The organism is Methylobacterium gnaphalii (assembly GCF_007992215.1).
Classification (GTDB): Bacteria; Pseudomonadota; Alphaproteobacteria; order Rhizobiales; family Beijerinckiaceae; genus Methylobacterium; species Methylobacterium gnaphalii.
In genome coordinates, this window is sequence record NZ_BJZV01000002.1 from 121,648 (window position 1) to 146,139 (window position 24,492).

At 66.5% G+C, this 24,492-nt stretch carries 27 protein-coding genes; 21 read left to right on the forward strand and 6 right to left on the reverse strand.

The window, feature by feature from the left end:
• Window positions 1-6: 6 nt before the first annotated feature.
• The 14 genes from fhcD to folK all read left to right on the forward strand — a co-directional run bounded on the left by fhcD (window position 7) and on the right by folK (window position 11,060).
• Window positions 7-945, forward strand: a complete 939-nt coding sequence (fhcD, locus tag MGN01_RS02460; RefSeq protein WP_147044998.1) for a formylmethanofuran--tetrahydromethanopterin N-formyltransferase — start codon at window positions 7-9, stop codon at window positions 943-945.
• Window positions 942-1,739, forward strand: coding sequence for a formylmethanofuran dehydrogenase subunit C (locus MGN01_RS02465; protein ID WP_147044999.1), 798 nt, complete (start codon window positions 942-944; stop codon window positions 1,737-1,739). The genes fhcD and MGN01_RS02465 overlap by 4 nt, the downstream gene beginning before the upstream one ends.
• 108 nt (window positions 1,740-1,847) lie before the next feature.
• Complete coding sequence (locus tag MGN01_RS02470) at window positions 1,848-2,054, forward strand: hypothetical protein (RefSeq protein WP_147045000.1); 207 nt, start codon at window positions 1,848-1,850, stop codon at window positions 2,052-2,054.
• 155 nt (window positions 2,055-2,209) lie between these two features.
• A complete protein-coding gene (locus tag MGN01_RS02475) occupies window positions 2,210-3,835 on the forward strand; it encodes a sensor histidine kinase (RefSeq protein WP_147045001.1) in 1,626 nt (541 codons plus the stop codon).
• Window positions 3,832-4,536 carry a response regulator transcription factor gene (locus MGN01_RS02480; RefSeq protein ID WP_147045002.1) on the forward strand — a complete coding sequence of 235 codons (705 nt, stop codon included), beginning with the start codon at window positions 3,832-3,834 and terminating at the stop codon, window positions 4,534-4,536. Before MGN01_RS02475 ends, MGN01_RS02480 begins: the two co-directional genes overlap by 4 nt.
• A gap of 177 nt (window positions 4,537-4,713) precedes the next feature.
• Window positions 4,714-4,803, forward strand: a complete 90-nt coding sequence (pqqA, locus tag MGN01_RS02485) for a pyrroloquinoline quinone precursor peptide PqqA (RefSeq protein ID WP_007564431.1) — start codon at window positions 4,714-4,716, stop codon at window positions 4,801-4,803.
• Window positions 4,804-4,844: 41 nt separating this feature from the next.
• Window positions 4,845-5,744 (forward strand): pyrroloquinoline quinone biosynthesis protein PqqB, encoded by a 900-nt coding sequence (pqqB, locus tag MGN01_RS02490; protein WP_147045003.1) that lies wholly within the window; start codon window positions 4,845-4,847, stop codon window positions 5,742-5,744.
• 232 nt (window positions 5,745-5,976) lie between these two features.
• The gene (gene pqqC, locus MGN01_RS02495) at window positions 5,977-7,059 is read left to right on the forward strand and encodes a pyrroloquinoline-quinone synthase PqqC (protein WP_147045004.1); all 1,083 of its coding nucleotides are present in this window, start codon (window positions 5,977-5,979) and stop codon (window positions 7,057-7,059) included.
• Window positions 7,056-8,210 (forward strand): pyrroloquinoline quinone biosynthesis protein PqqE, encoded by a 1,155-nt coding sequence (gene pqqE / locus MGN01_RS02500; RefSeq protein ID WP_147045005.1) that lies wholly within the window; start codon window positions 7,056-7,058, stop codon window positions 8,208-8,210. The genes pqqC and pqqE overlap by 4 nt, the downstream gene beginning before the upstream one ends.
• Before the next feature lie 26 nt (window positions 8,211-8,236).
• Window positions 8,237-8,917 carry a hypothetical protein gene (locus MGN01_RS02505; RefSeq protein ID WP_147045263.1) on the forward strand — a complete coding sequence of 227 codons (681 nt, stop codon included), beginning with the start codon at window positions 8,237-8,239 and terminating at the stop codon, window positions 8,915-8,917.
• A complete protein-coding gene (locus MGN01_RS02510; RefSeq protein WP_147045006.1) occupies window positions 8,898-9,269 on the forward strand; it encodes a hypothetical protein in 372 nt (123 codons plus the stop codon). Before MGN01_RS02505 ends, MGN01_RS02510 begins: the two co-directional genes overlap by 20 nt.
• A 165-nt stretch (window positions 9,270-9,434) precedes the next feature.
• Window positions 9,435-10,217: a dihydropteroate synthase gene (gene folP, locus MGN01_RS02515; RefSeq protein ID WP_238258101.1), complete on the forward strand. Its 783-nt coding sequence runs from the start codon at window positions 9,435-9,437 to the stop codon at window positions 10,215-10,217.
• Window positions 10,210-10,587 (forward strand): dihydroneopterin aldolase, encoded by a 378-nt coding sequence (folB, locus tag MGN01_RS02520; protein ID WP_147045008.1) that lies wholly within the window; start codon window positions 10,210-10,212, stop codon window positions 10,585-10,587. The genes folP and folB overlap by 8 nt, the downstream gene beginning before the upstream one ends.
• Window positions 10,584-11,060: a 2-amino-4-hydroxy-6-hydroxymethyldihydropteridine diphosphokinase gene (gene folK / locus MGN01_RS02525; protein ID WP_147045009.1), complete on the forward strand. Its 477-nt coding sequence runs from the start codon at window positions 10,584-10,586 to the stop codon at window positions 11,058-11,060. The genes folB and folK overlap by 4 nt, the downstream gene beginning before the upstream one ends.
• 61 nt (window positions 11,061-11,121) lie before the next feature.
• Here folK and xoxJ read toward each other — a convergent pair whose 3' ends face one another.
• From xoxJ to MGN01_RS02550, 5 genes are all read right to left on the reverse strand, one after another.
• Window positions 11,122-11,973 (reverse strand): rare earth element methanol dehydrogenase accessory protein XoxJ, encoded by an 852-nt coding sequence (xoxJ, locus tag MGN01_RS02530; protein WP_147045010.1) that lies wholly within the window; start codon window positions 11,971-11,973, stop codon window positions 11,122-11,124.
• Window positions 11,973-12,548, reverse strand: a complete 576-nt coding sequence (locus MGN01_RS02535) for a c-type cytochrome, methanol metabolism-related (protein WP_147045264.1) — start codon at window positions 12,546-12,548, stop codon at window positions 11,973-11,975. Before MGN01_RS02535 ends, xoxJ begins: the two co-directional genes overlap by 1 nt.
• Window positions 12,549-12,709: 161 nt before the next feature.
• Entirely contained in the window at window positions 12,710-14,500 is a 1,791-nt protein-coding gene (xoxF1, locus tag MGN01_RS02540) for a lanthanide-dependent methanol dehydrogenase XoxF1 (protein WP_147045011.1), read from the reverse strand.
• Window positions 14,501-15,166: 666 nt separating this feature from the next.
• Complete coding sequence (locus tag MGN01_RS02545; RefSeq protein ID WP_147045012.1) at window positions 15,167-15,853, reverse strand: SDR family oxidoreductase; 687 nt, start codon at window positions 15,851-15,853, stop codon at window positions 15,167-15,169.
• 108 nt (window positions 15,854-15,961) lie between these two features.
• Window positions 15,962-16,678, reverse strand: coding sequence for an MgtC/SapB family protein (locus MGN01_RS02550; RefSeq protein ID WP_147045013.1), 717 nt, complete (start codon window positions 16,676-16,678; stop codon window positions 15,962-15,964).
• 223 nt (window positions 16,679-16,901) lie between these two features.
• On the opposite strand from MGN01_RS02550, the gene MGN01_RS02555 reads away from it, so the two are divergent.
• The 7 genes from MGN01_RS02555 to MGN01_RS02585 all read left to right on the forward strand — a co-directional run bounded on the left by MGN01_RS02555 (window position 16,902) and on the right by MGN01_RS02585 (window position 23,841).
• Complete coding sequence (locus MGN01_RS02555) at window positions 16,902-17,909, forward strand: AAA family ATPase (protein WP_174804546.1); 1,008 nt, start codon at window positions 16,902-16,904, stop codon at window positions 17,907-17,909.
• Between the two features lie 178 nt (window positions 17,910-18,087).
• A complete protein-coding gene (locus tag MGN01_RS02560) occupies window positions 18,088-19,014 on the forward strand; it encodes a DUF58 domain-containing protein (protein WP_373319190.1) in 927 nt (308 codons plus the stop codon).
• A 63-nt stretch (window positions 19,015-19,077) separates the two neighbouring features.
• The gene (locus MGN01_RS02565; protein ID WP_147045014.1) at window positions 19,078-19,530 is read left to right on the forward strand and encodes a DUF4381 family protein; all 453 of its coding nucleotides are present in this window, start codon (window positions 19,078-19,080) and stop codon (window positions 19,528-19,530) included.
• A 1-nt stretch (window position 19,531) separates the two neighbouring features.
• Complete coding sequence (locus MGN01_RS02570; RefSeq protein ID WP_147045015.1) at window positions 19,532-20,554, forward strand: VWA domain-containing protein; 1,023 nt, start codon at window positions 19,532-19,534, stop codon at window positions 20,552-20,554.
• Window positions 20,555-20,678: 124 nt separating this feature from the next.
• Window positions 20,679-21,605 (forward strand): VWA domain-containing protein, encoded by a 927-nt coding sequence (locus MGN01_RS02575; RefSeq protein ID WP_147045016.1) that lies wholly within the window; start codon window positions 20,679-20,681, stop codon window positions 21,603-21,605.
• Window positions 21,605-22,534 carry a tetratricopeptide repeat protein gene (locus MGN01_RS02580; protein ID WP_147045017.1) on the forward strand — a complete coding sequence of 310 codons (930 nt, stop codon included), beginning with the start codon at window positions 21,605-21,607 and terminating at the stop codon, window positions 22,532-22,534. The genes MGN01_RS02575 and MGN01_RS02580 overlap by 1 nt, the downstream gene beginning before the upstream one ends.
• A gap of 41 nt (window positions 22,535-22,575) precedes the next feature.
• Window positions 22,576-23,841, forward strand: coding sequence for a BatD family protein (locus tag MGN01_RS02585; protein WP_147045267.1), 1,266 nt, complete (start codon window positions 22,576-22,578; stop codon window positions 23,839-23,841).
• 6 nt (window positions 23,842-23,847) lie between these two features.
• Here MGN01_RS02585 and MGN01_RS02590 read toward each other — a convergent pair whose 3' ends face one another.
• Complete coding sequence (locus tag MGN01_RS02590) at window positions 23,848-24,141, reverse strand: hypothetical protein (protein WP_147045018.1); 294 nt, start codon at window positions 24,139-24,141, stop codon at window positions 23,848-23,850.
• Window positions 24,142-24,492: the final 351 nt, after the last annotated feature.

Below are 24,492 nucleotides of genomic sequence, written 5' to 3' on the forward strand. Positions count from 1 at the left end.
ACTGAGATGGCTGACTTTACCCTCAACGGCATCCGGGTCGTCGACACTTTCGCCGAGGCCTTCGACGTCGCCGGCACGGCGATCATCGTTACCAACGACACGCCCAAATGGGCGATGATCGCGGCGACGGTGATGACAGGCTTCGCGACCTCGGTGATCGGCTGCGGCGCCGAGGCCGGCATCGATGCCGAACTCTCACCGGAAGAAACGCCGGACGGTCGCCCGGGCGTGCGCATCCTGCTGTTCGGCTTCGAGCCGAACGGGCTGAAGGATCAACTCCTCAAACGTGTCGGCCAGTGCATCCTCACCTGCCCCGGCACCGCCTGCTACGCCGGTGTCGAAGGCCCCACCAAGATCAAACTCGGTGGCGCGATCCGTTATTTCGGCGACGGTTTCGCCGTGGCCAAGCGCCTGCCCGACGCACAGGGCAAGCTGCGCCGCTACTGGCGCGTTCCGGTGATGGACGGCGAATTCCTCTGTGAAGATTCGGTCCGGTCGGTCGATGGCGCGGTCGGCGGCGGCAACCTGCTCTTCCTGGGCCGGGTACATTCCGAGACGCTGAAGGTCGCGGAGATCGCGGTGGAGGCGGCAAAGTCTGTGCCTGGTGCGATCCTGCCTTTCCCCGGCGGCATCGTCCGCTCCGGCTCGAAGGTCGGCGGTCGCACCAAGGGCATGATGGCCTCCACCAATGATGCCTATTGCCCGACGCTGAAGGGCCGCGCAGGCTCAGAACTGCCGCCCGAATGCGGCGTAGTGCTCGAGATCGTCATCGACGCCCTCACCTCGAAGGCAGTGGCCGAGTCCATGCGCCGGGGGCTGCACGCCGCTACGCAGGCCGGCGAGGCCCATGGCCTGATCGCGGTGACGGCCGGCAATTACGGCGGCAACCTCGGACGCCACCACTACCACCTCAAGGACCTGCTCGGAGAGGCGCCGATCGCATGAGCATCCTCACCCTGCGCTCCGAGCCGCCCGAGCGCATCGACCTGCTGAACATCACGCCGTTGGCGCTGAGCAGCCTCTCGCACGGGGATGCCGCCAAGCTCCCGGTTGGCACCAGCCGCCGCGGGCTCACGCTCGGCGATGTCTTCGCGATCAAGCTCGACGGGTCCGACAGCCTCGTGATCGAGGGTGGTTCGTCGCGCCTCGATCGTGTTGGTGCGGCCCTGTCCGAGGGCACGATGCGCGTCGAGGGCGATGTCGGCCAGCGTCTCGGGGAAGGTATGGCCGGCGGTCATCTGACGGTGACCGGATCGGCCGGCCCCTTCGCTGCCACTGGCGCCACCGGCGGCACCATCACCATCGAGGGCAATGCCGGCGACCATGCCGGCGGCGCGGTTTACGCCGCCAAGGCTGGTCTCGACGGCGCGACCCTGATCATCAACGGCAGCGCGGGCGACGGCCTCGGCGACCGCATGCGCCGCGGCATCATCCTCGTCCAGAAGGCCGGTGCCCGCGCGGGCCAGCGCATGATCGCCGGCACGATTGTAGCCGGAGCCGTCGGCGACGAGCCGGGCTATGGCATGCGCCGCGGCACCATCGTCGCGGGCAGCCATGGTGCCCTGCTCCCGACCTTCGCCGAGACCGGTACGCCAGACCTCGTCTTCCTGCGTCTGCTCGCTCGGTCGCTCGGCCCCCTCGGGTACAAGAACCTCGAGCTGCTGAACGGGCCGATGCGCCGCTACTCCGGCGATCTCGCCACCATCGGCAAGGGCGAGCTGTTCACGCCGGTCGGGTAAAGTTGCCCGGTCCGACCTGCACAATATCTCTTGTCAGCTTTCCGGATTGTCCCAAGTTGCAGGCTTCGGGCCGTGCGGGCCCGTGATCAGGACGCGAGGCCTGCAACGATGTTCCTGCTGTTATCCGTTTGCCTCCTCGCTGAGCCGTCGAAGTGCCACGAGGAGCGCATCAACCTGTCCTTCGGCAATCCTAATCCGGCGATCTGCCTGCGCAATTCGCAGGCAACGCTGGCGCAATGGGCCGGCGAGCATCCCGACCTCACCATCAGGTCGTGGCGCTGCGCGACGAAGGCAAAACTGCAGAACGATCTGTAACGGACACGCGCTCTCTTCCCGACCGTCTGGAATGCCGCGGACGGTGAGCCAGGAGGAGGCGGTGGGCGGGAACGGCATCGCGATCGCCGCTTGGCCTCGTCTCACGGCAGTGACACTGTCCCACTCACGGCTGTGGGCCGATGGGACAGGGGACGATGCGCTCGCTCAAGGTTCGGTTCGCGCTACTGTTGATCGGCACCGCCCTGCTCGTGGTGTTCGCGGCAGCGGGGGTGTTCTGGTCGACGACCCTGTCCGAGCGCACGATTGATCGCGTGCTCGCGGCCCAGCATCGCCTCGAATTGCTCGCGGAAGTTTCGGGGCGGCTGACGCAATATGGGCTCGCCGCTGTCGAGACCCTCGGTAATCCAGATACGCCGCCCGAAGCGCTGTCTGTCACCCGCGATGCGGTGGACAAAGCCCTCAACAAGGTTGAGGCGGCAATCGGCGGCAGCATCGCCGCGACGGCGGATCAGGCCGAGCAGTTCCGGTACGTGGCCCGGACCCGACCACTGGCGAAGCTCCGCGCAGCGCGCGTGATCCTCGACCGGCAAGTCTCGCTGATCCAGCGTGAGCTCGATCCGGACAAGCGCAAGAGCATGATTCAGGGCACCCTGAACGGCTTCGGCGCCATGACCGGGCAACCGCTCTCGCTGCTGATCGAGGCGGAAAGGCGCGCGATGACGGCCGGCTCGGAGGAGGCCCGTGCCATCTCGCAACGTATGCGAATTCTGTCGCTCCTCGGCCTCGCCATCGCGTTCAGCCTTGTAGGGGTCCTCTACCGGAGTGTGACGCGACCGACGCTTGCGCGTATCGAGGCCGTTCGCAAGGCGGCCGGCGCTGTTGGTAGCGGTGCCCTCGATACGCGGCTCTCGGTGGCGACCCGGGACGAACTCGGTCTGTTGGTAGCAAACTTCAACCGCATGGCCGCCCGGCTCGGCCGGCGCGAGCGGCATGTCGCGGCGGATCGTGCCGCCCTCGAAGACACGATCGAGGCGCGCACGGCAGATCTCCGCGCGGCCAACGAGCGACTTGAGATGGTCGACCGCTCGCGGCGTCGCTTCTTCGCCGACGTCAGCCACGAGCTGCGCACCCCGCTGACGGTCATTCTCGGCGAGTGCGATCTCGCGACTCGCACGCAGAACAAGAGCGTCGATTACGGACCGGTCTTCGCGACGATCCGCAAGCGGGCGCAGGGGCTCAAGCGGCGGGTCGAGGACTTGCTGCGGGTCGCCCGATCCGAATCCGGCCAGATCGAGCTCGACCGGCGGCCCGTCAGCGCGCTCGCCGTACTGACCGCGGCGGTGGAGGGAACCGCATCCGAGGCTGCGAAACGCCGGGTCGCCTTGACCCTGGAACCGGGCGAGCGCGACATGGAACTGCGGGCCGACCCGGAATGGCTTCGCCAAGTCGTGGAAAGCCTTACCGACAACGCCCTGCGTCATGCGACCGGGCTGACCCGGATCGTCATCGCCCTCGACGAGGTGCGGGTGGCCGGCGGCGTCCGCGCGAGGCTGACCGTGACCGACGATGGTCCGGGGTTTCCCGAGCAGGGTGACGGGTTATTCGAGCGGTTCCGCCGTGACGCTCATGCCGGCGTACCGGGCTTCGGCATAGGCTTGGCTCTAGCGCGCTGGGTGATCGAGCGTCATGATGGCTCGATCAGCCTGGGTTCCGGCGAGGACGGCCGAGGTGCGCGGGTGACGATCGACCTTCCGATCGCCGAAGAAACGGCGGCAGAGCCAAGGGCCGATCGCGAACGGGTAAGGACTGGCGCCGCATGACACGCGTTCTGATCGTTGAGGACGACAGCGACATCCGCGGCATGCTTGCGCGCGGTCTCGAAGCCGAGGGATTTTCCGTCGGCGTTGCGGAGCGGGTCGACGATGCGCTCGTTGCCGCGCGAGAAAATGCACCCGAGGCCGTGGTTCTCGACATCACCCTCCCCGACGGCTCAGGCCATGACGTCTGCCGGTCCCTGCGCGAGGGTGGCTATCCCGGCGCAATCCTGTTCCTGAGCGCCCGCGACGAGATCCGCGACCGGGCCGAAGGGCTGGCGCTCGGCGCCGATGACTACATCGTCAAGCCGTTCGTCTTCGACGAACTGCTCGCTCGCCTGCAGACCCACCTCTTGCGCCGCAAGGAAGCCGATTCACCGCGCACCATCGTGACGGCAGGACGGCTCGTGCTCGATCTTACCGTCCGACAGGTGAGCTTCGGGGATGCGTCGGCGCGCCTCACCCCCCGCGAGGCAGAGCTGCTGGCGCTGCTAATGGACCAGGTGAACAAACCGATCTCGCGTGGCGACATCTTCGACAAGCTCTGGGCAACCCAAGGCGGCCTCTCGCTGAATGTCGTCGATGTCTACGTGGGTTACCTGCGCAGCAAACTCTCGGATTTCGTCCGTTTCGGCGGCCCGGTAATTACCACGGTGCGAGGCAAGGGCTTCATGCTGGACCTGCGCGGACAAGACTTCCGCCACTGAGATTCCGGCGGCCAGATCCCTGAATCTGGGTAAATCCGGCAATTTGGCTCTTGCGGCTCCGGGTGGAATTGGCGATATAGCTCTCGCGCAAGAAATCTTAGCGCCGTCAGTGTCTTAGCATTCTCTTAGAGAGCTTTGCAGATGCTGCTGACGTTCTAGAAAAATTGGAGAGATGCCATGAAGTGGGCCGCCCCCGTCGTTTCCGAGATCTGCGTCGGCATGGAAGTCACGAGCTACGAGTCGGCTGAGATCGACACCTTCAACTAAGGTGTAGCGCCGGCCGGGGATTAGAGGCAGCGGGTTTTGCCATGCATGTCGTAATCCTCGGCTCGGCTGCCGGTGGCGGCGTCCCCCAGTGGAACTGCCGTTGCTCCATTTGTTCTCTCGCGTGGGACGGTGATCCCCGCGTAAAGCCCCGCACGCAGTCGAGCATCGCGGTCTCTCCGGATGGAGAGCGTTGGCTCCTCGTGAATGCCTCACCGGATATCCGCCAGCAGATCCAGGCCAACCGCGCGATGTTTCCGCGCGAGGGATTGCGGCACTCGCCGATCCATTCGGTGCTGCTCACCAATGGCGACGTCGACCACGTGGCCGGTCTGCTGACCTTGCGCGAGGGCCAAGCCTTCACGCTCTACGGTACAGCCGACATCCTCGGCTCCGTCGGCGACAACCGCGTGTTTGACGTGATGGCTACCAACGTCGTCACGCGCCAGCCAATCGCAGTCGACAAAACCTTCGAGCCGGTGCTGGGTCTGAACGTCACGCTGTTCTCCGTGCCCGGCAAGGTGCCGCTCTGGCTGGAAGATGCCAGCATGGAGATCGGTGCCGAGACCGAGACAACGGTCGGCGCCATGATCGAGGCGGACGGCAAGCGCCTCGCCTACATCCCGGGCTGCGCCCGCGTCACCGATGGCTTGAAGCAGCGCATCGCGGGGGTCGACGCTCTGCTCTTCGATGGCACGGTGCTCGAAGACGACGACATGATCCGCGCTGGGGTCGGCACCAAGACCGGCTGGCGTATGGGCCATATCCAGATGAACGGCGAAACCGGCTCGATCGCTTCCCTCGCAGAAGTCGAGATCGGACGCCGGGTCTTCGTACATATCAACAACACCAACCCGGTGCTGGTCGAGGGCTCACCCGAGCGAGCGAGCGTCGAGGAGCGCGGCTGGACGGTGGCGCATGACGGTTTGAGCCTGGAGCTCTAAGAGCTTTCTCAGGGCGGAGGTACTGAGTTCGCGTATTGTTATGCATGCTGGCTCAGTAACCTGAGATCAACTTGAAGCATAACGGACCGCGATGGGAAGACCTGGAAATCGCCCGCTTGAGCACTACATTTTACACGATCTAATTGTGTCGCTTTGATCGATGGCCCGGCATCGCCAGAGGCTCATTTAAGAAACGCTCCAGGAAACGCACGAGACGGACCGCGACGACGCCATGACCGCCCCATTCCCGACCCCCGTTACCGGCGACGATCAGCGCCTCCTGAGCCCCGACGAGCTGGAGGCGGCGCTTCGCGACATCGGCGCGCGGCGCTACCACAACCTCCATCCGTTCCATCGCCTGCTGCACGACGGCAAGCTGAGCAAGGATCAGGTTCGCGCCTGGGCGCTCAACCGCTACTACTATCAGGCGATGATCCCGGTGAAGGACGCGGCCGTCCTCGCCCGCATGCACGATGCCGAGCTGCGCCGCATCTGGCGCCAGCGCATCGTCGACCATGACGGCGACGCTCCTGGCGATGGCGGCATCGAGCGCTGGCTGAAGCTCGCTGAGGGCGTCGGATTCCGCCGCGATTACGTGCTTTCGACCAGGGGCATCCTGTCGGCGACGAAGTTCTCGGTCGAGGCCTATGTCCACTTCGTGAAAGAGAAGTCGCTGCTTGAGGCGATCGCATCCTCGCTCACCGAGATGTTCTCGCCGACGATCATCTCCGAGCGCGTCTCGGGCATGCTCAAGAACTACGATTTCATCACGAAGGACACGCTCGCCTATTTCGACAAGCGCCTCACCCAGGCGCCGCGCGACGCCGATTTCGCTCTCGATTACGTCAAGCAGCACGCCACGACGCCGGAGCTGCAGCGGCAGGCGATGGCGGCGCTCACCTTCAAGTGCAACGTGCTCTGGACGCAGCTCGACGCGCTGTACTTCGCTTATGTCGCCCCCGGCATGGTGCCGCCGGATGCTTGGCAGCCGGGCGAGGGCCTCGTCGAGGAGACTGCGGCGGCAACCGGAGCGGCCCGTGGCCCTTTCGTCACGGGTGATGTGCCCCGTCTGCCGCGCGGCGTCCGTCTGCGCTTCGACGACGTCCGCGGGAAGCACGTCCTGCTCGCGCCGGAGCGCACCTTCGATCTCGATGACAACGCCGTTGCCGTCTTGAAGCTAGTCGACGGCCAGCGCTCGGTCGGCGACATCGCCGGCGAGCTTGCAGCCATCTACGCCGCCGATCGTTCCGTCATCGAGGCCGATATCGGCGTGATGCTCGCCGATCTCGCACAGAAGAGGGTCCTGGAGCGATGAACGCACCGACACCCACCCCCGTCCCCGCCGAGGTCATTCCGGCGCCGGTTGGTCTGCTCGCAGAGCTGACCCATCGCTGCCCCTTGCGCTGCCCTTACTGCTCCAATCCGATGGAGTTGGACCGGCGCTCGGCCGAACTCGATACGGCGACGTGGTTGCGGGTGTTGACCGAGGCCGCGAAGCTCGGCGTCCTCCATGTCCATCTCTCCGGCGGCGAGCCTACGGCGCGCCAGGACATCGTCGAGATCACGGCCAAATGTGCCGAGCTCGGCCTCTACTCGAACCTGATCACGTCCGGGGTCGGCGGGGCGCTCGGTAAGCTCGACGCGCTCTACGATGCCGGCCTCGACCACGTTCAGCTCTCGGTGCAGGGCGTCGACGCGGCCAATGCCGAGAAAATCGGTGGTCTCAAGAACGCACAGCCGCAGAAGATGACCTTCGCCGCGCGTGTGACCGAACTCGGCCTGCCGCTGACCCTCAACTCGGTAATTCACCGCGGCAACATCCACGAGGTACCCGGCTTCATCGATCTCGCGGTGAAGCTCGGCGCCAAGCGGCTCGAGGTCGCCCATACCCAGTATTACGGTTGGGCCTACGTGAACCGCGCCTCGCTGATGCCGAACAAGGCCCAGGTCGACGAGTCGATTCGCGTGGTCGAGCGCGCCCGCGAGCAGCTCAAGGGCGAACTCGTCATCGATCTCGTCGTGCCGGACTACTACGCGAAATATCCAAAGGCCTGCGCCGGCGGCTGGGGCCGCAAGCTCATGAACGTCACGCCGCAGGGCAAGGTGCTGCCCTGCCACGCCGCCGAGACGATCCCCGGCCTGGAATTCTGGTACGTCACGGAGCATTCGCTCGGCGAGATCTGGACGCAGTCGCCGGCCTTCAACGCCTATCGCGGCACGTCCTGGATGAAGGAGCCCTGCCGCTCCTGTGACCGCCGCGAGAAGGATTGGGGTGGCTGCCGCTGCCAGGCTCTCGCCCTCGCGGGCGACGCGGCCGCAACCGATCCGGCCTGCTCGCTCTCGCCCCTCCACGGAAAGATGCGAGATCTTGCCACAGAAGAGGCCGCCGAGAACCCGCCGGACTACATCTACCGGACGATCGGGAGTAATGTGCAATCCCCCCTGAAGGAAAAGGCACCTCTTTGAAACCGATCGCCTTCGCCGCTGCCCTGATGCTGGCTACGCTGCCCTCGCTTGCGGGGGCTGCCCCTGATGACAAACCTGCTCCCGTGCCGGCCGCGACCAACGGGACGCCCGACGCCGCTGACGTGCTGTTCGAGCAGCCGCAGATGAAGAATACGCAGCCGGGTACCACGCTCCGCTACGTTTACCTGCGGCGCAGCGGCATCACACGGGGCCCCTACGGGCCGCCGATGGAAGATGAGATCAAGCTCAAGATTGAGTCTGGCAAGAACGCCGATGCCCGCGACATTCAGGTGCAGATGTTCTCCGGCGCCAATCGCGCGCCTGCCGGCCCGTTCGATGATATGGCGGGCAACCCGGTCCTGCCTCTCTTCCTCGAGAACCATATGAAGGGTCTCGCGGCCCTGCTGGAGGCGAACCCACGCTACATCAAGAACGCGATCCGGATCGGCCTGCGCAACAAGGCGACGGTCACTGCGACCAAGGTCGATTTCAAGGGCAAGCAGGTCGACGGCTGGCGCGTCGTGACCAAGCCGTTCGAGGGCGACCCCGAGACCGCGAAGATGCGCGGCTTCGACGGCATCACCTACACCTTCGTCACCTCCCCTGATGTTCCTGGCGAGATCGTCTCGATCGAGGCGCAGGCCAAGAAGCCGGATGGGGGCGAATTGCTCGAGGAAAGGCTGAGCTATGATCAGAACGCTGGCTAAGAGCGGCGCGCTCATCTTCTGCCTCGCCGCGTTTGCGGGGCCGGCTGCATCCGAGGGGCTCGAGAACGACTACCCGACGGATGCGCGGGTGGACTACGTGTTCGGCTGCATGGCCGCCAACGGACAGACCCGCGAATCGATGGAGAAGTGCTCCTGCTCGGTGGATCAGCTCGCTGCGATCCTACCCTACGACAAGTACGTGTCGGCCAGCACCATCCTCTCGATGCGCCAGGGTCAAGGCGGCCAGCGCCAGATGGCGTTCAAGTCCACCAAGGCCTACGACGACAAGGTCGCCGACCTGCGCCGCGCCCAGGCCGAGGCCGAGATCCGCTGCTATCGCGGCGGCGCCTGACGTTCATCGTCGCGACGGCTCGGTACAGCCATTGCCGGGACTGTGCAGGACGGGCACATGACCGGTTCTGATCCTTCAGCCGGAGCCGTCGTGTCCCCTGCCCCGTCCGCCCAGCGTCGAAGCCTTCGCGACCTGCTGCCCGATCTTGGTCGCCGATGCCTCGTCATGGGCATTCTCAACGTTACCCCGGACTCGTTCTCGGACGGTGGACGGTTTGAGAAGCCGGACGCTGCGCGGGCGCAGGCCGAAGCCCTTGCAGGCGAAGGGGCGGCGCTCGTCGATATCGGTGGTGAATCGACCCGTCCTGGTCATGTCCCGGTCTCGGCCGAGGACGAGCAGGCCCGCGTTGTCCCGGTAATCGCTGCTCTGGCGGGGCATCTCTCGGTCCCGATCTCCATCGATACCTACAAAGCCTCGACCGCCGCCGCTGCGCTGAACGCCGGAGCTGCCATCGTCAACGACGTCTGGGGTTTGCAGCGCGATCCCGATATCGCCCGAGTTGCGGCCGAGCACGGCGCGCCGGTCATCGCCATGCACAACCGCGAGACGATCGATCCCGGCATCGACATCGTCGCCGACATGCTGGCCTTCTTCGACCGGTCGCTTTCGATCGCTCGACGCGCCGGTATTCCCGACGAGGATATCGTGCTCGATCCCGGGATCGGTTTCGGCAAATCCTGGGAGCAACATCTCGAAGCCCTGCGGCGGCTACCGGAGATCAAGGCGCTCGGCTTCCCGATCCTCGTCGGCGTCTCGCGAAAATCCCTGCTCGGCCGCCTGCACGACAAGGAGACCGCGCCGAGCGACCGCCTCTATGGCTCGATCGCCGCGCATGTTCTGGCCGGAACGCTCGGGGCCGACATCCTGCGCGTCCACGACGTGAGGCCGCATGTCGACGCGCTGCGCGTGGTCGATGCCGTGCTGCGGCCGGGGACGGTTCATGTCTGATCGCATTCTCGTCCACCGTATCGCGGTTTTCGCCTATCACGGCGTGCTGCCCGAGGAGGCGCGGCTCGGGCAGCGCTTCTACGTCTCGCTCGATTGCAGCCTCGATCTCTCGCAGGCCGGGGCGTCGGACGACGTCATGCAAACGGTCAGCTACGCCGATCTCACGGAGATCGCCGTCGCTATCGCCTCCAACAGGCGTTTCGCCCTGATCGAGGCTCTGGCCGAAGCCATCGCGAGCGAGATCCTGGCGCGTTTCGCAGTGATCGAGCGCGTGAGCATCCGGGTCGATAAGCCGAGCGCGCCCGTGGCCGCTGTCATCGACGGCGTCAGTGTCGAGATCACTCGCTACCGCGCCGGAGAAGCCCGATGACCCGCGCTTATCTCGGACTCGGCAGCAATGTCGGCGACAAGGCCGCGATGCTTGCCGAGGCGGTGAAACGGCTCGACGAAACGCCAGGGATTTCGGTCGTTGCCCGCTCTCACGATTACCGCACGCCGCCCTGGGGCGACACGGATCAGGACTGGTTCCTCAATGCGGCTATCGGGGTCGAGACAGCGCTTTCACCGCATGACCTGCTCGAAGCCGGGCTCGCGATTGAGGCCGCACTCGGGCGCGTGCGCGAGCGCCGCTGGGGGCCGCGCCTGATCGATATCGATGTGCTCTCCTACGAGGGCGCGGAGGTCAGCGATGAGCGCCTTATTCTGCCGCACCGCTTCGTGAGGGAGCGAGCCTTCGTCCTGGTGCCGCTCGCCGAGATCGCACCCGATCTCGTCATCGGCGGGGAGACGGTGAGCGAAGCGCTGGCGAAGCTCGACCGGACAGGCATCGTGCCTGTGAAGTGATGTCCCCCAACCCGCCATTCCGGGTCCTCGCTTTCGCGAGCCGGAATGGCGGCGGTGGTGCTTATTCTGCTGACGAACTCAGAGGCTTGTTCTCTTCCTCGTCGAGGAGTGGCACGTGGTACTCCCGCAGTACCTTCTCGATATCCGCCTTGCGCTTGCGCAGGACAGTGTTGAGCGTGCGCTTCCAATCGTTCTCGTTCTGGCGCACGCCCATGGAGACGCGGAAGGCCATTGGCGGCCGGTCGGGCTCCTTCAGCAGGGGAACCACGTCCATCGCGACGCCGCTCTGCTTTGCCAGCCATCCGCCGGCCGGCCCCCACAACAGGGCGACGTCGAGCTTTTTCGACGCCACGTCGGCGATGATCTCGGCGGCGACGGTTTGAAACTTGCGGTCCGATCCGAATGAGTAGGCTGCATAGGAATGCGCCTGTGCTGTCAGCCCGAGGGCGCCGATCCGGTCCGCGGGCGGGGTGCCCGCGACGATACCGATCTGCTTGTCCTTCAGCCGGGGGTCGTCGAGTGACGTGACGCCCGACAGCTCGCCCTGACGTGAGATCAGCACGTAGGCAGAGCGATAATAGGGATTGGTCGGCTGGATGATGTCGCCGCCGGACGTGCCGATGATGACGTCGCACAGGCCTGTGCCGAGGGTGTTGCGAACGAAGCCGGGGCCCTGCGTCAGCCAGTAATAGCGGAGCTTGACCTTGAGCTCGTCGGCGATGATTTCGGCGATCTTGTTCTCGAACCCGTCGGCCTTGCGCTCCGAGAACGGCATGTTTCCGGGGTCGGAGCAGACACGCAGCGTGTCCGTGGTGACCATGTCGGGCAGATGCTGCGCCAAAGCGGTGCGCGCTCCTACTGTCCCCAGCAGGAGCGCGCTGAGCGCTGCGTGAAGCGATGCGCGGATAAGCATCAGCCGCCCAGGCACTCCTTCTCGGTCGTCTTGGCGGAGTCGGGCTTCTCTTCCTTCTCACCCGGGCGCGCACGACCCCAGGCGCCGGCAGCCCGCGCGCGCAGGTAGACATACAGATCGTCCGCGTAGCACATGACGTTCTTGTTGTCGGCGAAGGCCGGCATGACCTTCTGGTCGGACGAGTTCACGTCCTGCTTGCCGCCGGCGAGGATGCCCATGAACTCGCTGTAGTTCAGGTGCTTCAGCGAATCCTTGAGAGCCGGAGCGTAGGTCGAACCCATGGCGTCGGGGCCGTGGCAGACGTGGCACTCGGCGTGGTAGCGGCGGTAGCCGGAATAGGTGAACCAGTCGACCTTCTTGCCGTCATTGACGATGTGGAAGGTGGGATCGCCGTCCTTGTCCTTGTACTTGCCGTCCTCGACCTTCACAGCCGCGCTGGCCGCGAGAACCTTGTCGTCGATTTCCTTGGCATTGGGATCGAGCTTGTTGGCGAGCGATGCGTCGGCAGGCTTGGCATCCTCGGCTCGCACAGCAGCGGTCGCCACCATCCCGAATGCAAGGGCGGCTGCGGCCATCCCGAGCGCGGACTTCTTCGTATAGAGCAACGGGTTTCTCCCAGTTTGTTATTGCGCTGCAACAAAAGCCACCGCGCCAACTTTGAACGTCAGGACATAATCATAAAGGTGCCGGCGCGGAAACCCGCGCCGGCACCCATTAGTCACGTCTCAAGTGCGACTTAGTTGTTCGGCAGAGCGAACGCCGTCAGCTGACCACCGAGGTTGGTGTAGCTCGACAGAGCGGCGTAACCGCCGACCGCGCCGAGACCAGCGTTCGGGTCGGTCAGGCCGGCCGCGAGGCCGATGCCGGCCCAGCCACCGACGCCCGACAGGACGGCGATGTACTGCTTGCCCTTGTGCTCGTAGGTCATCACGTTGCCGATGATGCCCGACGGGGTCTTGAACTTGTAGAGTTCCTTACCCGTCTTCGAGTCGACGGCCTTCAGGTAGCCTTCCAGCGTGCCGTAGAAGACCACGTCGCCAGCCGTGGCGAGCGCGCCGCCCCAGGCCGAGAACTGCTCGGGGTTCGACCACTTGATCTGACCCTTCACACCGTCCCAAGCGATGAAGTTACCCATGCCGCCATGGCTGTTCGGCGCGGGGTACATCGACAGGGTGGCGCCAACGTACGGCTGACCCGGGGTGTACGAAACCTTGAAGGGCTCGTAGTCCATGCAGACGTGGTTGGTGGGCACGTAGAACAGCTGGGTCTTCGGCGAGTAAGCCGCAGGCTGCTGGTCCTTGGAGCCGAGAGCCGCAGGGCAGATGCCCTTCGAGTTCACGTCCTCGCCGTTCTGCTCGGTCGAGTACTTGGCGACGACGGCCGGACGGCCGGTCTTCATGTCCACGCCCGTGGTCCAGTTCACGGCCGGGTCGTACTTCTGGGCGACCAGGAGCTCACCGGTGGCGCGATCGAGCGTGTAGCCGAGGCCGTTACGATCGAAGTGCGTCAGCAGGGGGCGTTCCTTGCCGTCAACCTTCTGATCCGTGAGGATCATCTCGTTGATGCCGTCGAAGTCCCACTCGTCGTGCGGGGTCATCTGGTAGACCCACTTGGCGACGCCGGTATCCGGGTTACGTGCCCAGATGGTCATCGACCACTTGTTGTCGCCCGGACGCTGCTTGGGGTTCCAGGTCGAGGGGTTGCCCGAGCCGTAGTAGAAGAGGTCCAGCTTGGGATCGTAGCTGTACCAGCCCCAGGTGCAGCCGCCGCCCGTCTTCCACTGATCGCCTTCCCAGGTCTTCAGCGAAGAGTCCTTGCCGACCGGCTTGCCCAGCGAGGTGGTCTTCTCCGGGTCGATCAGCATGTCGCTGTCCGGGCCCTGCGAGTGACCGCGCCAGATCTTCTTGCCGTCCTTCAGGCTGTAGGCCGTGACGTGGCAGTTCACGCCGAACTCACCACCCGAGATACCGACGATGACCTTGTCCTTCACCGGGAGAACGGTGGCGGTGTTGGTCTCACCCTTGGACGGATCGCCGTTCTTCACCGACCAGTTCACCTTGCCGGTCTTCGCGTCGAGCGAGACGAGCGTGGTGTCAGCCTGGTGGAGGAGGATGGCGCCGTCGGCATAGGCCAGACCACGGTTCACCGTGTCACAGCACATCACCGGGATAACAGCCGGGTCCTGCTTCGGCTCGTACTTCCAGACGATCTTCGAGCCCTGGTCCAGGTCCAGAGCGTAGACGATGTTCGGGAAGGGGGTGTGAACGTACATGATGTTGCCGACGACGAGCGGCGAGCCCTCGTGGCCGCGCAGCACGCCGGTGGAGAAGGTCCAGGCAACCTGGAGGTTCTTCACGTTCGAGGCGTTGATCTGGTCGAGCTTGGAATAACGGGTGTTGGCATAGTCAACCGTCTGAAGCACCTGCTCCGCCGGGTTGGCGATGCCCTTCAGGACGCTTTCGTTTGCGAGCGCCGGCGTCGCCGCCGCGAGGCCCGCACCCAGTGCGAGAAGATGTACCGCTCTCATGGATTCCTCCGACAAGCCTTATTGCCTCGCCCATCGGCATCACACCGCAAGCGTAGGTTGGCCCGTTGTTTACGACAGGGATCGAGTTTCGCCGCGGCAGCTCGCGACAAGTCCTTCAACGCAAAGCGTAAAAGCACCTGTCGGGCTAGGGTCGCCATCCCTGGGCGAGCCCCTCTTGGATCCGAAGCTTGAACGAACTCTAAGAAAAAAACCGACGCCGTCAACTCGCTTCAGCAGCCTGCGACAAAGACACGGTCAAGTCGCTGTGCACGGAATACTAAAGGTCAAGCTGGCAGTGCCGCGCACAATTGTTATGCTGCGCTGCACTATAACGAATTAACGTAGCAAAACCGTTTGGAAGGATTCGCTTTATCGCATGCTGAGAGCGCATGTCGCGCGGCAAGCGCGAGTTAGGGTATGAGCGAACGGTAGGGCAGCGTCGCATATGGTAGGTTTAAATGCAGTTTTGGCGTCGAGTTGTCCGACGCGGCGCAATTGAGCCGGTGAGGCAACGGACAAACAGCTTGGTGTACGGATGGATGCTGGAAGCTCGTGGCCCGACTGTGCGCTTTCTCGCCGCATCACAGTCTCAGTTGTTTGTACGGAGGGTGATCGAGGTGAAAGAACGCACGAACGGCTGATGACACCACCGCGATTCTCAGAATCCTACCAGGCCAGCGTCCGCCCAGCGTAGTCGAGATAGGCAATGCCGCGCTGGCCCGAGCGGCTCTCGATGACATCCGCCATGCCTGCAACGCTCGTGGCGACGTCCAAGTCTGCCCCGACGCCTCCCATGTCTGTACTCACCCAGCCGGGGTGCATCAGCAGTACGCCGAAGGGTCGCGCGCGGTGGCGGCTCTCGAAAGTACGGGCGTAGGTATTCAGAGCGGCCTTGCTGGCCCGATAGGTGTCCGAGCCGCCGGCCTCGTTCAGCGAAACGCTGCCGAGGATCGAACTCATGAACGCGATGGTACCGCCCGGCGATACGCGGTCGACGAAAACCTCCGCGAAACGGATCGGGCTGACGGCATTCGTCAGGTAGACTTGGACCGCGACCTCCCGCGGGACCTTATGAAGCGGGTCGTCGATCCGAGTCGCTACCCCAGCGACGACAAAGATCAGGTCGAAGCTCTTCTGTCCGAGACGCGTGCGAAGCTCGGAAACAGCGTCATCGTCGTCGATATCGACCGATTCGATGGTGAGCGCGTCACCGTCCAGAGCTGCGAGCCCCGGCGATGCCGTGCGCTCGGTCGCCGTTACCTGCCACCCGCGCGCGAGGAAGGTGTCTACGAGCCCGAGGCCGAGGCCCCGCGAGGCCCCCACGATCAGCGCGGTCTTTCTCGCCCCTGTCATGATCGATTCCTTGTGAGGCCATGCTCCCAGGCTGGCGCTGCCCGCACGGGTGCGGGATACGAAAGAGCCTGGGCGCCGGTTCCCGCCCGAGCCGCGACGGATGGCGCCTCAATCGCCAGTCTGCACCGACCAAGTCGCGTGCCGGATCCCTGGCTGCCTGGCGAGTTCAGCCACCACCGCGTCGAGCTCCCTAGAATCGACGGCCGTTGCAGTGAGCGTGGCGACCACCTCGACCACCTCCTCGCCGCGTTCCTCCACCGCAACGCCGCTCACGGGATAGGATGCCGCCTCCAGCCGCCCGACGAGGAGATCGCGCACGGGGCCTGCCGATCCCGCCTCCGTCGTCACCAGCACCTCGTACGTTGCCTCCGTCGCACTCTCGTCGATCGGGATGCGGTCAATTAGGTTGACGAGCGGCCGCAGCAGCGTGTTGCCGGCGAGAACCGCGGCAGTGACGAAGGCGGCCTCAAGCGGCAGATCCGCACCAGCGAAGGCGCCGACTGCGGCCGAGCACCAGAGCGTGGCGGCCGTGTTGAGGCCACGCACGTTCATGCCCTCTTTCATAATGACGCCGGCGCCGAGGAAACCGATGCCGGAGATGACATAGGCCACCGTGCGCGTCGCCCCGTCGCCGCCGGTCAGCCGCATCCCGAGATCGACGAAGGCCGCAGCGCCGACAGCGACGAGCACTGCCGTCCGCAGCCCTGCGGTGCGCTGCCTGTACTGCCGCTCAGCGCCGATCAGCGTGCCGAGGCCGAAGGCGACGACAAGGCTCACCGCCGAGTTGAGGGCTTCCGGGGTGGGGGATGGAAAAGGACCGGGCATCGGCTCTGCATGGCTCGGCGGCATGACGGTTCGGTGAAGGCGATAGCCTCTGTTCTCCCGCGGGCAAATTGACCGGATCGGCCGCGCCTGACCTTCCCGGGATTGACGCCCGGCCCAGGCAACGGGCACATCCGCTGCATGTGGCCCTCATAAGAAGCCATATCGAGGAGACGCGTCATATGCCGATGATCGGCCCTGCCCTGTCCAGTCGGGCGAAGCACTCATGAGCGGTGCGACCTTGGCCGAGCGCCCTGTTGCCGCGCCATCCTCCGACGGAGGGCTGCATTCCCGTATCCTCGCCCTGCGCGACGGCCTCGAGCACGGCCTGATCGGCTGCACCGGCCTCGTCGAGCGGCTGCTGATCGGCCTGCTGAGCGGCGGCCATCTGCTGATCGAGGGCGCACCGGGTCTCGCCAAGACCCGCGCGGTGAAGCGCCTGTCGGAGGGGCTCGACGGCTCCTTCGCGCGCGTCCAGTGCACGCCCGACCTGATGCCGGCCGATCTCACCGGCACGACGGTGTGGCGCCAGGATGCCGGGATTTTCGAGTTCCTGCCCGGCCCGCTCTTCCACTCTCTTATCTTAGTCGACGAGGTGAACCGCGCTCCGCCCAAGGTGCAGTCGGCTCTCCTCGAATCCATGGCCGAGAGCCAGATCACCGTGGCCGGCCACACCCACAGGCTGCCGGACCCTTTCATGGTTGTGGCGACGCAGAACCCGATCGAGCATGCCGGCACTTTCCCGCTGCCCGAGGCCCAGCTCGACCGCTTCCTGCTCCACATCGTCGTCGACATGCCCGACGAGGCGTCGGAGCGGAAAATCCTCGACCTCGTTGAGGGAGAGCTGACCCATCACGCGGATGCGATGACGGTGAAGCTCTCGTTGGAGGAAATCCGCGCGGCGCGCGAGGCGGCCCTGGCCACCTACGTCTCGCCGGCCCTGAAGGACTATCTCGTGCGGCTCGTCGCCGGAACGCGAGGCGATTCCGTCTCGCCCGAACTGCGCGCCGCCATCGAGCACCCGGCTTCGCCTCGCGGCACCCTCGCCCTGATGGTCGCCGGCAAGGCACGGGCCTACCTGCACGGCCGCGACCACGTCATTCCCGAGGACGTCGCCGCTCTGGCGAGCGACGCGCTTGCCCACCGCATCGGACTGACTTGGCGGGCGGCGGCCGAAGGACGCACGGCACGCGGCATCATCGAGGGGCTCGTGGCGCAGACACGGGCGCTTTGAGGGCGATGCGGATTCTTGCATCCTGCCTTGCCTCTCGTCACCAGGCGCTGGTGCGCAGCGTCAGCCTCGATGGAAGGCTGCAGATAGCCCTGCGGTATCTGAACCTCTCCTCGGAGGCTGCTTGCGCGGCATCCAGGGAGGAGGATGTGAATGGGATGCGGAGGTTTCGCCTCCCGTCATGACCGGCTCCCCTGCCCCGTCCGATGCCTTCCAGGCCCCCGGCATTCACCTGTCCGGTGAGACGCTGATGGGCCTGCGCCATCTCGCCCGGCGCGGTGTCTCGCCCTCGTCCCGCACGCTGGCCGGGCTGCCCGGCGGCATCGTCACCAAAAAGCGCGGGCGCGGCTCCGAGCCCGACGACGTTCGCCTGTGGTCGGAAGGCGACGACATGCGCTTCATCGACCGCAATGCCACCGCGCGCACCGGCGAGCTGCATGTGCGCACCCATCACGACGAGCGCGACCGGGCCGTGGTTCTGCTCGCCGATTTCCGCCCGTCCATGCTGTTCGGCACGCGACGCGCGCTGCGCTCGGTCGCCGCTGCCGAGGCCCTGGCCCTGCTCGGCTGGCGCGTCGTCGGCGATGGCGGCCGCGTCGGGTTGATCGTTGCGGGCGCGGGCGAGCCGGTGGTGATCCGACCTGGTGGCGGCGAGCGCGCGATGATCGCGGTCACCGGCGCGATGGCACAGGCCCATGCCGTAGCGCTCGGGACCTCGGCCAAGGACGACCCACCGCTTGGCGCGATGCTGACGCTCGCCCGGTCGCTGCTGCCGTCCGGCGGACACCTTGTGATGGCGACGGCCCTCGACGCGCCGGGGGCGGATTTCGATAGCCTTCTGACGATCCTCGCCGAGCGTCTCTCGATCCGGCTGCTGCTGGTCTCGGACGCATTCGAGCGCATTCGGATGCCCGGCTACTATCCTTTCGCGACGCCTGACGGGCAGCGCGGCACCATCCAGGCGACGCGCCGGGAGAATCAATTCCGAGCGGCCGACGACCGCCTCGCCGACATGCACCGCCGCGGCATCGAGGGCCTGCGCATCGACGTCGAGAGTGGACCGGAGGCCTATGCGCCCCTGATGGAGCGGCTCGATGCGATGCTGTGAGCGCGAGCTGTCCGCGACGCCATCCCCTCTCCTCGCTCGCTGGGGAGAGTGGCAGGTGCAGCCATGAATCCCGATCTCTCCGCCCTCCGTGGTCTGCACCTCCCCACCGGCGGCGGCAGCCTTCTCCAGGGTGAGATCATCGCCGCGATCGCGCTCGGCTTCGCCGCTGCGCTGATCCTCGGCGCTGTGCGCCTTCTGCTGGCGCGCAGGCGCGCCACCGTGCGTCGCGCAGCGCTTCGCGAACTGAGCCTCGCCGGAAGCCTCGAGCCGCAGGCGCGGCTGACTGCGCAGGCCGGGCTCTTGCGCCGCGTGGTCCGCACGCTCGCCGGCGACGAAGCTGCCACGACGCGCGGCACCGCCTGGGCCGGCACGCTCGATCGCACCTTCTCGACCGATTTCTTCAGCCGCGGCGCGGGCCAGGTGCTCGTCGACGGCCTGTATCGCCGCCCCGGAGTGATCGACCCGGCCGCGATCGATGCCGAACTCGCCCGCCTTTTCTCCCGGATCAAGGGCTGACATGCCGTCCTGGCTTTCCGCCCTCGTCTCGGCCTTCGACCTCGCTGCGCCCTACGCGCTCCTGCTGCTGCCGGCACCCTTGTTGTTCGCCCGGCTGATGCCGGCCGAGCGCGAGGGAACCAGCGGGGCGCTGCGGGTGCCGCACTCCCTCGTCGGCGGAGCCGATCGCGGCGAGAGCGTGATCGCTCGGGGCCGCCGACGCATCTGGCTGATCTGGACACTCTGGATCGCCCTTGTCGCGGCGCTTAGCGGTCCGCGCATCGTACTCTCGGCCAATGCCCTGCCCGCCTCGGGGCGCGAGATCATCCTGACGCTCGATCTCTCGGGCAGCATGGAGCGCAAGGACTTTTCGCTCGATGGCGAAACCGTGAGCCGGCTGGCGGCGGTCAAGCGTGTGGGTGCCGGCTTCATCCGCCGCCGTGCGGGCGACCGAATTGGTCTCGTGGCCTTCGCCGACCAGGCCTATGTGGCTGCCGCGCCGACCTTCGACACCGCTTCCGTGGCGCGCACACTGGAGGAGGCGAATATCGGCCTGGTCGGCCGCTCGACCGGGATCGGCGACGGGCTCGGCCTCGCGTTGAAGCGGCTTGCGCCCGCCCAAGTCGCGAGCGCCGATGTGGGCGGGCCGCTGCCAGCCTCCGACAAGGTCGTGGTGCTGCTCTCGGATGGCGCCAACAATGCGGGCCAGACTGCGCCGAAGGACGTCGCAGCCCTGGCCAAGGAGCTCGGCGTCAGGGTCTACACGATCGCCCTCGGGCCGATCGACATGGCCGACAATCCGAACAACGAGCAGGACGTCGTCGACGTCGAGACGCTCCGCGAAATGGCGGAGATCAGCGGCGGCAAGGCGTTCCGGGTCAAGACCACGGACGACCTGAACGCGGTCGCCGATTCCATCGACCAGCTCGAAGGCGGCCGCGCCCAGGCCCCCCCAGTGCCGCTGTGGCGCGACCTCTGGCCCTGGCCGGCTGCGCTCGCCCTGCTCTGCGCCTGCGGGCTGCTCGCTGTGAGGCGGGACGCGTGATTCGGATGAGCGTCATGGCAAGCGCATCGCAGGAGTCCGGGACTGTACCCGCGAGGGCGGAGCGTTGGCTCTGGATTGCCTCGCGTGCGGCCCGCAATGACGATGCGACAGGCAGGAGTGTGCAGTGAGCCTCGACGCCTACGCCCTTCTCCGTCCCCTCTGGCTCATCGCCATCCCTGTCATCGCCCTGCTCGCCCTGCGTGCAGCTTGGCGTTCGGCACCGCTTGGCGACTGGGTCAAGGCGGTCGATCCGACGCTGATGGCGATGCTGGCGCAGCGCGGGGCCGTGCTCGGTGGCCGCCGCCAGGCCAACATCGTCGCGGCCGTCGCTGCCGGGCTGATCGCGCTTGCGCTGACCGGGCCGGCCTTCGAGCGCCCCAACGCGTCGACTTTCCGCAACCTCGACGCCACCGTGGTGGTGCTCGACGTCTCGCGCTCGGTCACCGAGGGCGGTCGATTCAAGGAAGCCCGGCAGGCGGCCGAGGCGGTGGCGCAGGCCGCCGGCAGCCGTTCGGTCGCCCTGGTGATCTATGCGGGCGATGCCTACACTGCGGTCTCGCCCACCACCGACCGGGACTCGATCGGCACCACGCTGTTCGCGCTCGATTCCGATACCGTGCCCGACCGCGGCAGCCACCCCGAGCGCGGCCTGACCCTCGCCCGGAAGATCCTCGGCGAGGCCAATGTCGTGGCGGCCGACGTGGTCTTGATCAGCGACGGAGACGGTATCGGCCAGGCTGCCGAGCGCGAGGCCGCCGCCATTCGTGACAAGGGCTGGCACCTGCACGCCCTCTTCGTTCCCGCCGGCAGGGCCCTGATGCCGGGCACACCGAAGCCGGACCGCGCCGCCCTCGATCGACTCGCCTCGGAAGGCGGAGGCCGGGTCGCGGATATCGACTCGGCCGAGCCCGTGCTCGACCGCGTCGGTGCGAGCACGGCGCAGCACCTCGCCGCCGGCGGCTACAGCGTGCTCGCTTTCCAAGATCTCGGCCGCTGGCTGCTGCTGTTGGCGCTACTGCCGGCACTGGTCCTGTTCCGGAGGAGCGCCTGATGGCCGCCGCCCCCGACCATCGCCTGTTCCGCGCTGCCCTGCCCTTCCGACGGCCGGCGATCCGGCGGCGCTTGCAGCGATACGCACGCATCGCCGGGCTCGGAGTGGTGGGAGCAGCCATCCTGTCGCTCGTCCTCGTCTATGATCCCCGCACGAGCTTCGGCCGATTACTGATGGCCGGCGGCCTGCCATCCATGGCGGCTGACGTGATGACCAATGACGGCTGGCGGGCCGCTGCCCTCTACGAGGCCGGCCGCTACGCCGAAGCGATCGCGATCTTCCGGGCGCAGGGAAAGCGCAGCGCCTACAATCTCGGGAACGCGCTGGCCCGCTCGGGCGACCTCCAAGGCGCTGTCGATGCCTACGACGAAGCCCTCGCCTACAACCCGCGTGACGCCGACGCGCAGGCCAACCGCTCCCTCGTCGCCAAGCTGCTCGAGGAGGAGATCGACCGCGGCAAGGGAGGTGGCATCGCCAACGCCTCGGCCCAGTACAGCGCCCGCTTCGGCAACACCCAGAACCAGGACAAGGCCGACGACATCAGGGCCACCTCGAGCGGCGAAGGCCTCGCCGGCAACAAGGAGGCCGGCTCCAGTGAGTCGCTGCCCGGCAATAGCCCGGTCGCCCGTCGCGGCCGCTCGGAGCAGCAATCCGTCGATTCCGGCAAGGGCCAGGCGCGTGGGTCGGCCAGCGACGCTGCCGGCCGCGGCCGCCAAGGCGCCGGCTCCGCCATGGTTGCCGCCGCGCCCGAGCGCGAGGCCCGCCGCGTTACCAAGAGCTTCGAGGCGCACGAGATTCACCCGGACCGGCTCTGGCTTCAGACCCTGCCGGACGAGCCTGGCCGCTTCCTCAAGCTGCGGCTGAAGGCCGAGCAGGCCCGCCGGATCGAGGCCGGAACGGCGATTCCGGGAGGCAGCAACCCGTGGTGACGTTTCTGAGAGTTCTCGCACAGCGAACCCTCGCCCACAGTATGGGAAGGGTTTTGGCAGTGCTGCTCGCACTCCTCCTTGGACAAATCCCTGCCCGCGCCATCGAGCCGGGCGACTTGACCCTCACGGTCACGCCGGAACTCTCCGGCAACGCGCAGCCCTATGCCCGCGAGATGGTCTTGCTGAAGCTGCGTGGGGTCTATCGCACGCAGATCCTGCTCGAAGACGTGCGGCAGCCGGCCCTGACCAATTTCTCCTGGACCCAGCTCGGCCGCGACAGCTGGAGCCGCACGCAGTTGCCGGATGGACAGATGGCGCTCCAGTTCGAGCGCACGGTCGCGATCTTTCCGCAGCACACCGGCACCTTCACCATCGAGCCGTTCGTCCACAAGTTGACCATCAACGACAATGGCGAACGCAAGCTCGTCGAGGTGCGCTCGGAGCCGATCGAGTTTCCTGTCGCCAAATGGACGGCCGAGACCGGCGGCCCGGATGCGCCCGAGCCATGGTGGCTGCCGGCCCGCGACGTCACGATCACGGATTCCTGGGATCCCGACCCGGAGACGGTCAACCAGGGTGACACTGCACGCCGCATCGTGACCCTCGAAGCGCAGGGAATGCTCGCCGAAGGCCTGCCGCCGCGGCCGATCATGCGCACCCGCGGCATCGTCACCTTCGCGGGACCGGTGAAGCGCGAGACCATCATCACGCCGAGCGGTCCCGTCGCACGCGCAACCTACCAGTGGGACCTCAAGAAGGGTGTCCCCGAGGTGATCGCCCTCGAGGGCATCCAGATCCCCTGGTACGACACCCTCTCGCGCACCATGCGTGTGACAGAGATTCCTGCCCGCCAGATCGGCGGTGGCCTGCCCGACCGCGAGGACGACCTGAAGCCGCCGAGTCCAGCCTCCTGGGCGACGATTGCGGCAGCCGCCTTGGCGGCCTTTGGCCTGGGGCTGGCGCTCATCGGCTTCGGCGCGCGCCGGCCGGTCCTGCGCCTCAGCCGCGGCGGGCGGCAGGCGTTGCGCCGCGCCGCGGCAGCGGGTGACGCCGTCGCGTTCCGTGCGGCACTCGGGCGGGCGATGCAGGCCGAGCCGGACCTCGCGCGGGTTTGGCGCGCCGACCCGGACGCGGCGGCCGCGCTGTCGGCGCTCGATCGGACGGTCTACGGAATGGGCGATGCGGCGACGCCCAATTTGACTGAGCTGACGCAGTTGTTCTCGCGGCGCCGAAAAGCAGCTGTGACCGTGCTCGCCGAGGAGCCCCGGCTGGCGCCGCTCGACGGATGGGGCAGGCCGGCGCGCTGAAGAGGCTCAGCGCTTCGCGACGACGGCTTTCTGCGCCCTCTCGGGTGTGGTGCTGGAGATCAGTTTGAGCAGGTGACCCTGGTCGAGACCCTGCGTGACAGATTCCGACATGGCGTTGGCGCGCTCGACCTTGCGCGGGGTGATCGAGCCCGTGGTGACGGGATCGGGGATCGCGGCCATGGCCGGTGCCGGCGCGGAGTCGGCCGGGTCGCGCTGAATGCGCAGGGCCCAATGGGCCGCGGTGGAGAGAGCGGCGATGGCGAGAATCGCCTTGATGCCGCCTGTGAGAAGGCGCCGCATGATCAATGGCCCGAAGAGACGCAACAGGACGCAGAGGGTTCCCCGTGTCGGGCCTAGAGTTGCGCGGAAGCGTGAATGAAGCTTCTCACACCCCCGCGTTCGGCGTCTCGCCGTGAGACAGATCCGACAGAATTCTGTGGGCCATGCGCCGGGACCGCGGTTCCTGTTCCCCGCGCGCCCGACACTCCGGCAGCGACTCGGCCCACTGAGCCTCACAGATGCGGCGCAGAGAACTGGTCCGCGGCCGCTCCGTCACTGCAAGCCCCACTGCCAAGCAGGCCCGTTCGAGCTCGCGATACCGTCACAGGCGCATCGGCTGCGGGGAGCGTCGATTTAGGATTGTTGCCGTTC

Excerpts from the sequence above, each read along its gene's own strand:
- fhcD (WP_147044998.1), top strand. The coding sequence starts at position 7 with ATGGCTGACTTTACCCTCAACGGCATCCGGGTCGTCGACACTTTCGCC.
- MGN01_RS02465 (WP_147044999.1), top strand. The coding sequence starts at position 942 with ATGAGCATCCTCACCCTGCGCTCCGAGCCGCCCGAGCGCATCGACCTG.
- MGN01_RS02470 (WP_147045000.1), top strand. The coding sequence starts at position 1,848 with ATGTTCCTGCTGTTATCCGTTTGCCTCCTCGCTGAGCCGTCGAAGTGC.
- MGN01_RS02475 (WP_147045001.1), top strand. The coding sequence starts at position 2,210 with ATGCGCTCGCTCAAGGTTCGGTTCGCGCTACTGTTGATCGGCACCGCC.
- MGN01_RS02480 (WP_147045002.1), top strand. The coding sequence starts at position 3,832 with ATGACACGCGTTCTGATCGTTGAGGACGACAGCGACATCCGCGGCATG.
- pqqA (WP_007564431.1), top strand. The coding sequence starts at position 4,714 with ATGAAGTGGGCCGCCCCCGTCGTTTCCGAGATCTGCGTCGGCATGGAA.
- pqqB (WP_147045003.1), top strand. The coding sequence starts at position 4,845 with ATGCATGTCGTAATCCTCGGCTCGGCTGCCGGTGGCGGCGTCCCCCAG.
- pqqC (WP_147045004.1), top strand. The coding sequence starts at position 5,977 with ATGACCGCCCCATTCCCGACCCCCGTTACCGGCGACGATCAGCGCCTC.
- pqqE (WP_147045005.1), top strand. The coding sequence starts at position 7,056 with ATGAACGCACCGACACCCACCCCCGTCCCCGCCGAGGTCATTCCGGCG.
- MGN01_RS02505 (WP_147045263.1), top strand. The coding sequence starts at position 8,237 with ATGCTGGCTACGCTGCCCTCGCTTGCGGGGGCTGCCCCTGATGACAAA.
- MGN01_RS02510 (WP_147045006.1), top strand. The coding sequence starts at position 8,898 with ATGATCAGAACGCTGGCTAAGAGCGGCGCGCTCATCTTCTGCCTCGCC.
- folP (WP_238258101.1), top strand. The coding sequence starts at position 9,435 with ATGGGCATTCTCAACGTTACCCCGGACTCGTTCTCGGACGGTGGACGG.
- folB (WP_147045008.1), top strand. The coding sequence starts at position 10,210 with ATGTCTGATCGCATTCTCGTCCACCGTATCGCGGTTTTCGCCTATCAC.
- folK (WP_147045009.1), top strand. The coding sequence starts at position 10,584 with ATGACCCGCGCTTATCTCGGACTCGGCAGCAATGTCGGCGACAAGGCC.
- xoxJ (WP_147045010.1), bottom strand. The coding sequence starts at position 11,973 with ATGCTTATCCGCGCATCGCTTCACGCAGCGCTCAGCGCGCTCCTGCTG.
- MGN01_RS02535 (WP_147045264.1), bottom strand. The coding sequence starts at position 12,548 with ATGGCCGCAGCCGCCCTTGCATTCGGGATGGTGGCGACCGCTGCTGTG.
- xoxF1 (WP_147045011.1), bottom strand. The coding sequence starts at position 14,500 with ATGAGAGCGGTACATCTTCTCGCACTGGGTGCGGGCCTCGCGGCGGCG.
- MGN01_RS02545 (WP_147045012.1), bottom strand. The coding sequence starts at position 15,853 with ATGACAGGGGCGAGAAAGACCGCGCTGATCGTGGGGGCCTCGCGGGGC.
- MGN01_RS02550 (WP_147045013.1), bottom strand. The coding sequence starts at position 16,678 with ATGCCCGGTCCTTTTCCATCCCCCACCCCGGAAGCCCTCAACTCGGCG.
- MGN01_RS02555 (WP_174804546.1), top strand. The coding sequence starts at position 16,902 with ATGAGCGGTGCGACCTTGGCCGAGCGCCCTGTTGCCGCGCCATCCTCC.
- MGN01_RS02560 (WP_373319190.1), top strand. The coding sequence starts at position 18,088 with ATGACCGGCTCCCCTGCCCCGTCCGATGCCTTCCAGGCCCCCGGCATT.
- MGN01_RS02565 (WP_147045014.1), top strand. The coding sequence starts at position 19,078 with ATGAATCCCGATCTCTCCGCCCTCCGTGGTCTGCACCTCCCCACCGGC.
- MGN01_RS02570 (WP_147045015.1), top strand. The coding sequence starts at position 19,532 with ATGCCGTCCTGGCTTTCCGCCCTCGTCTCGGCCTTCGACCTCGCTGCG.
- MGN01_RS02580 (WP_147045017.1), top strand. The coding sequence starts at position 21,605 with ATGGCCGCCGCCCCCGACCATCGCCTGTTCCGCGCTGCCCTGCCCTTC.
- MGN01_RS02585 (WP_147045267.1), top strand. The coding sequence starts at position 22,576 with ATGGGAAGGGTTTTGGCAGTGCTGCTCGCACTCCTCCTTGGACAAATC.
- MGN01_RS02590 (WP_147045018.1), bottom strand. The coding sequence starts at position 24,141 with ATGCGGCGCCTTCTCACAGGCGGCATCAAGGCGATTCTCGCCATCGCC.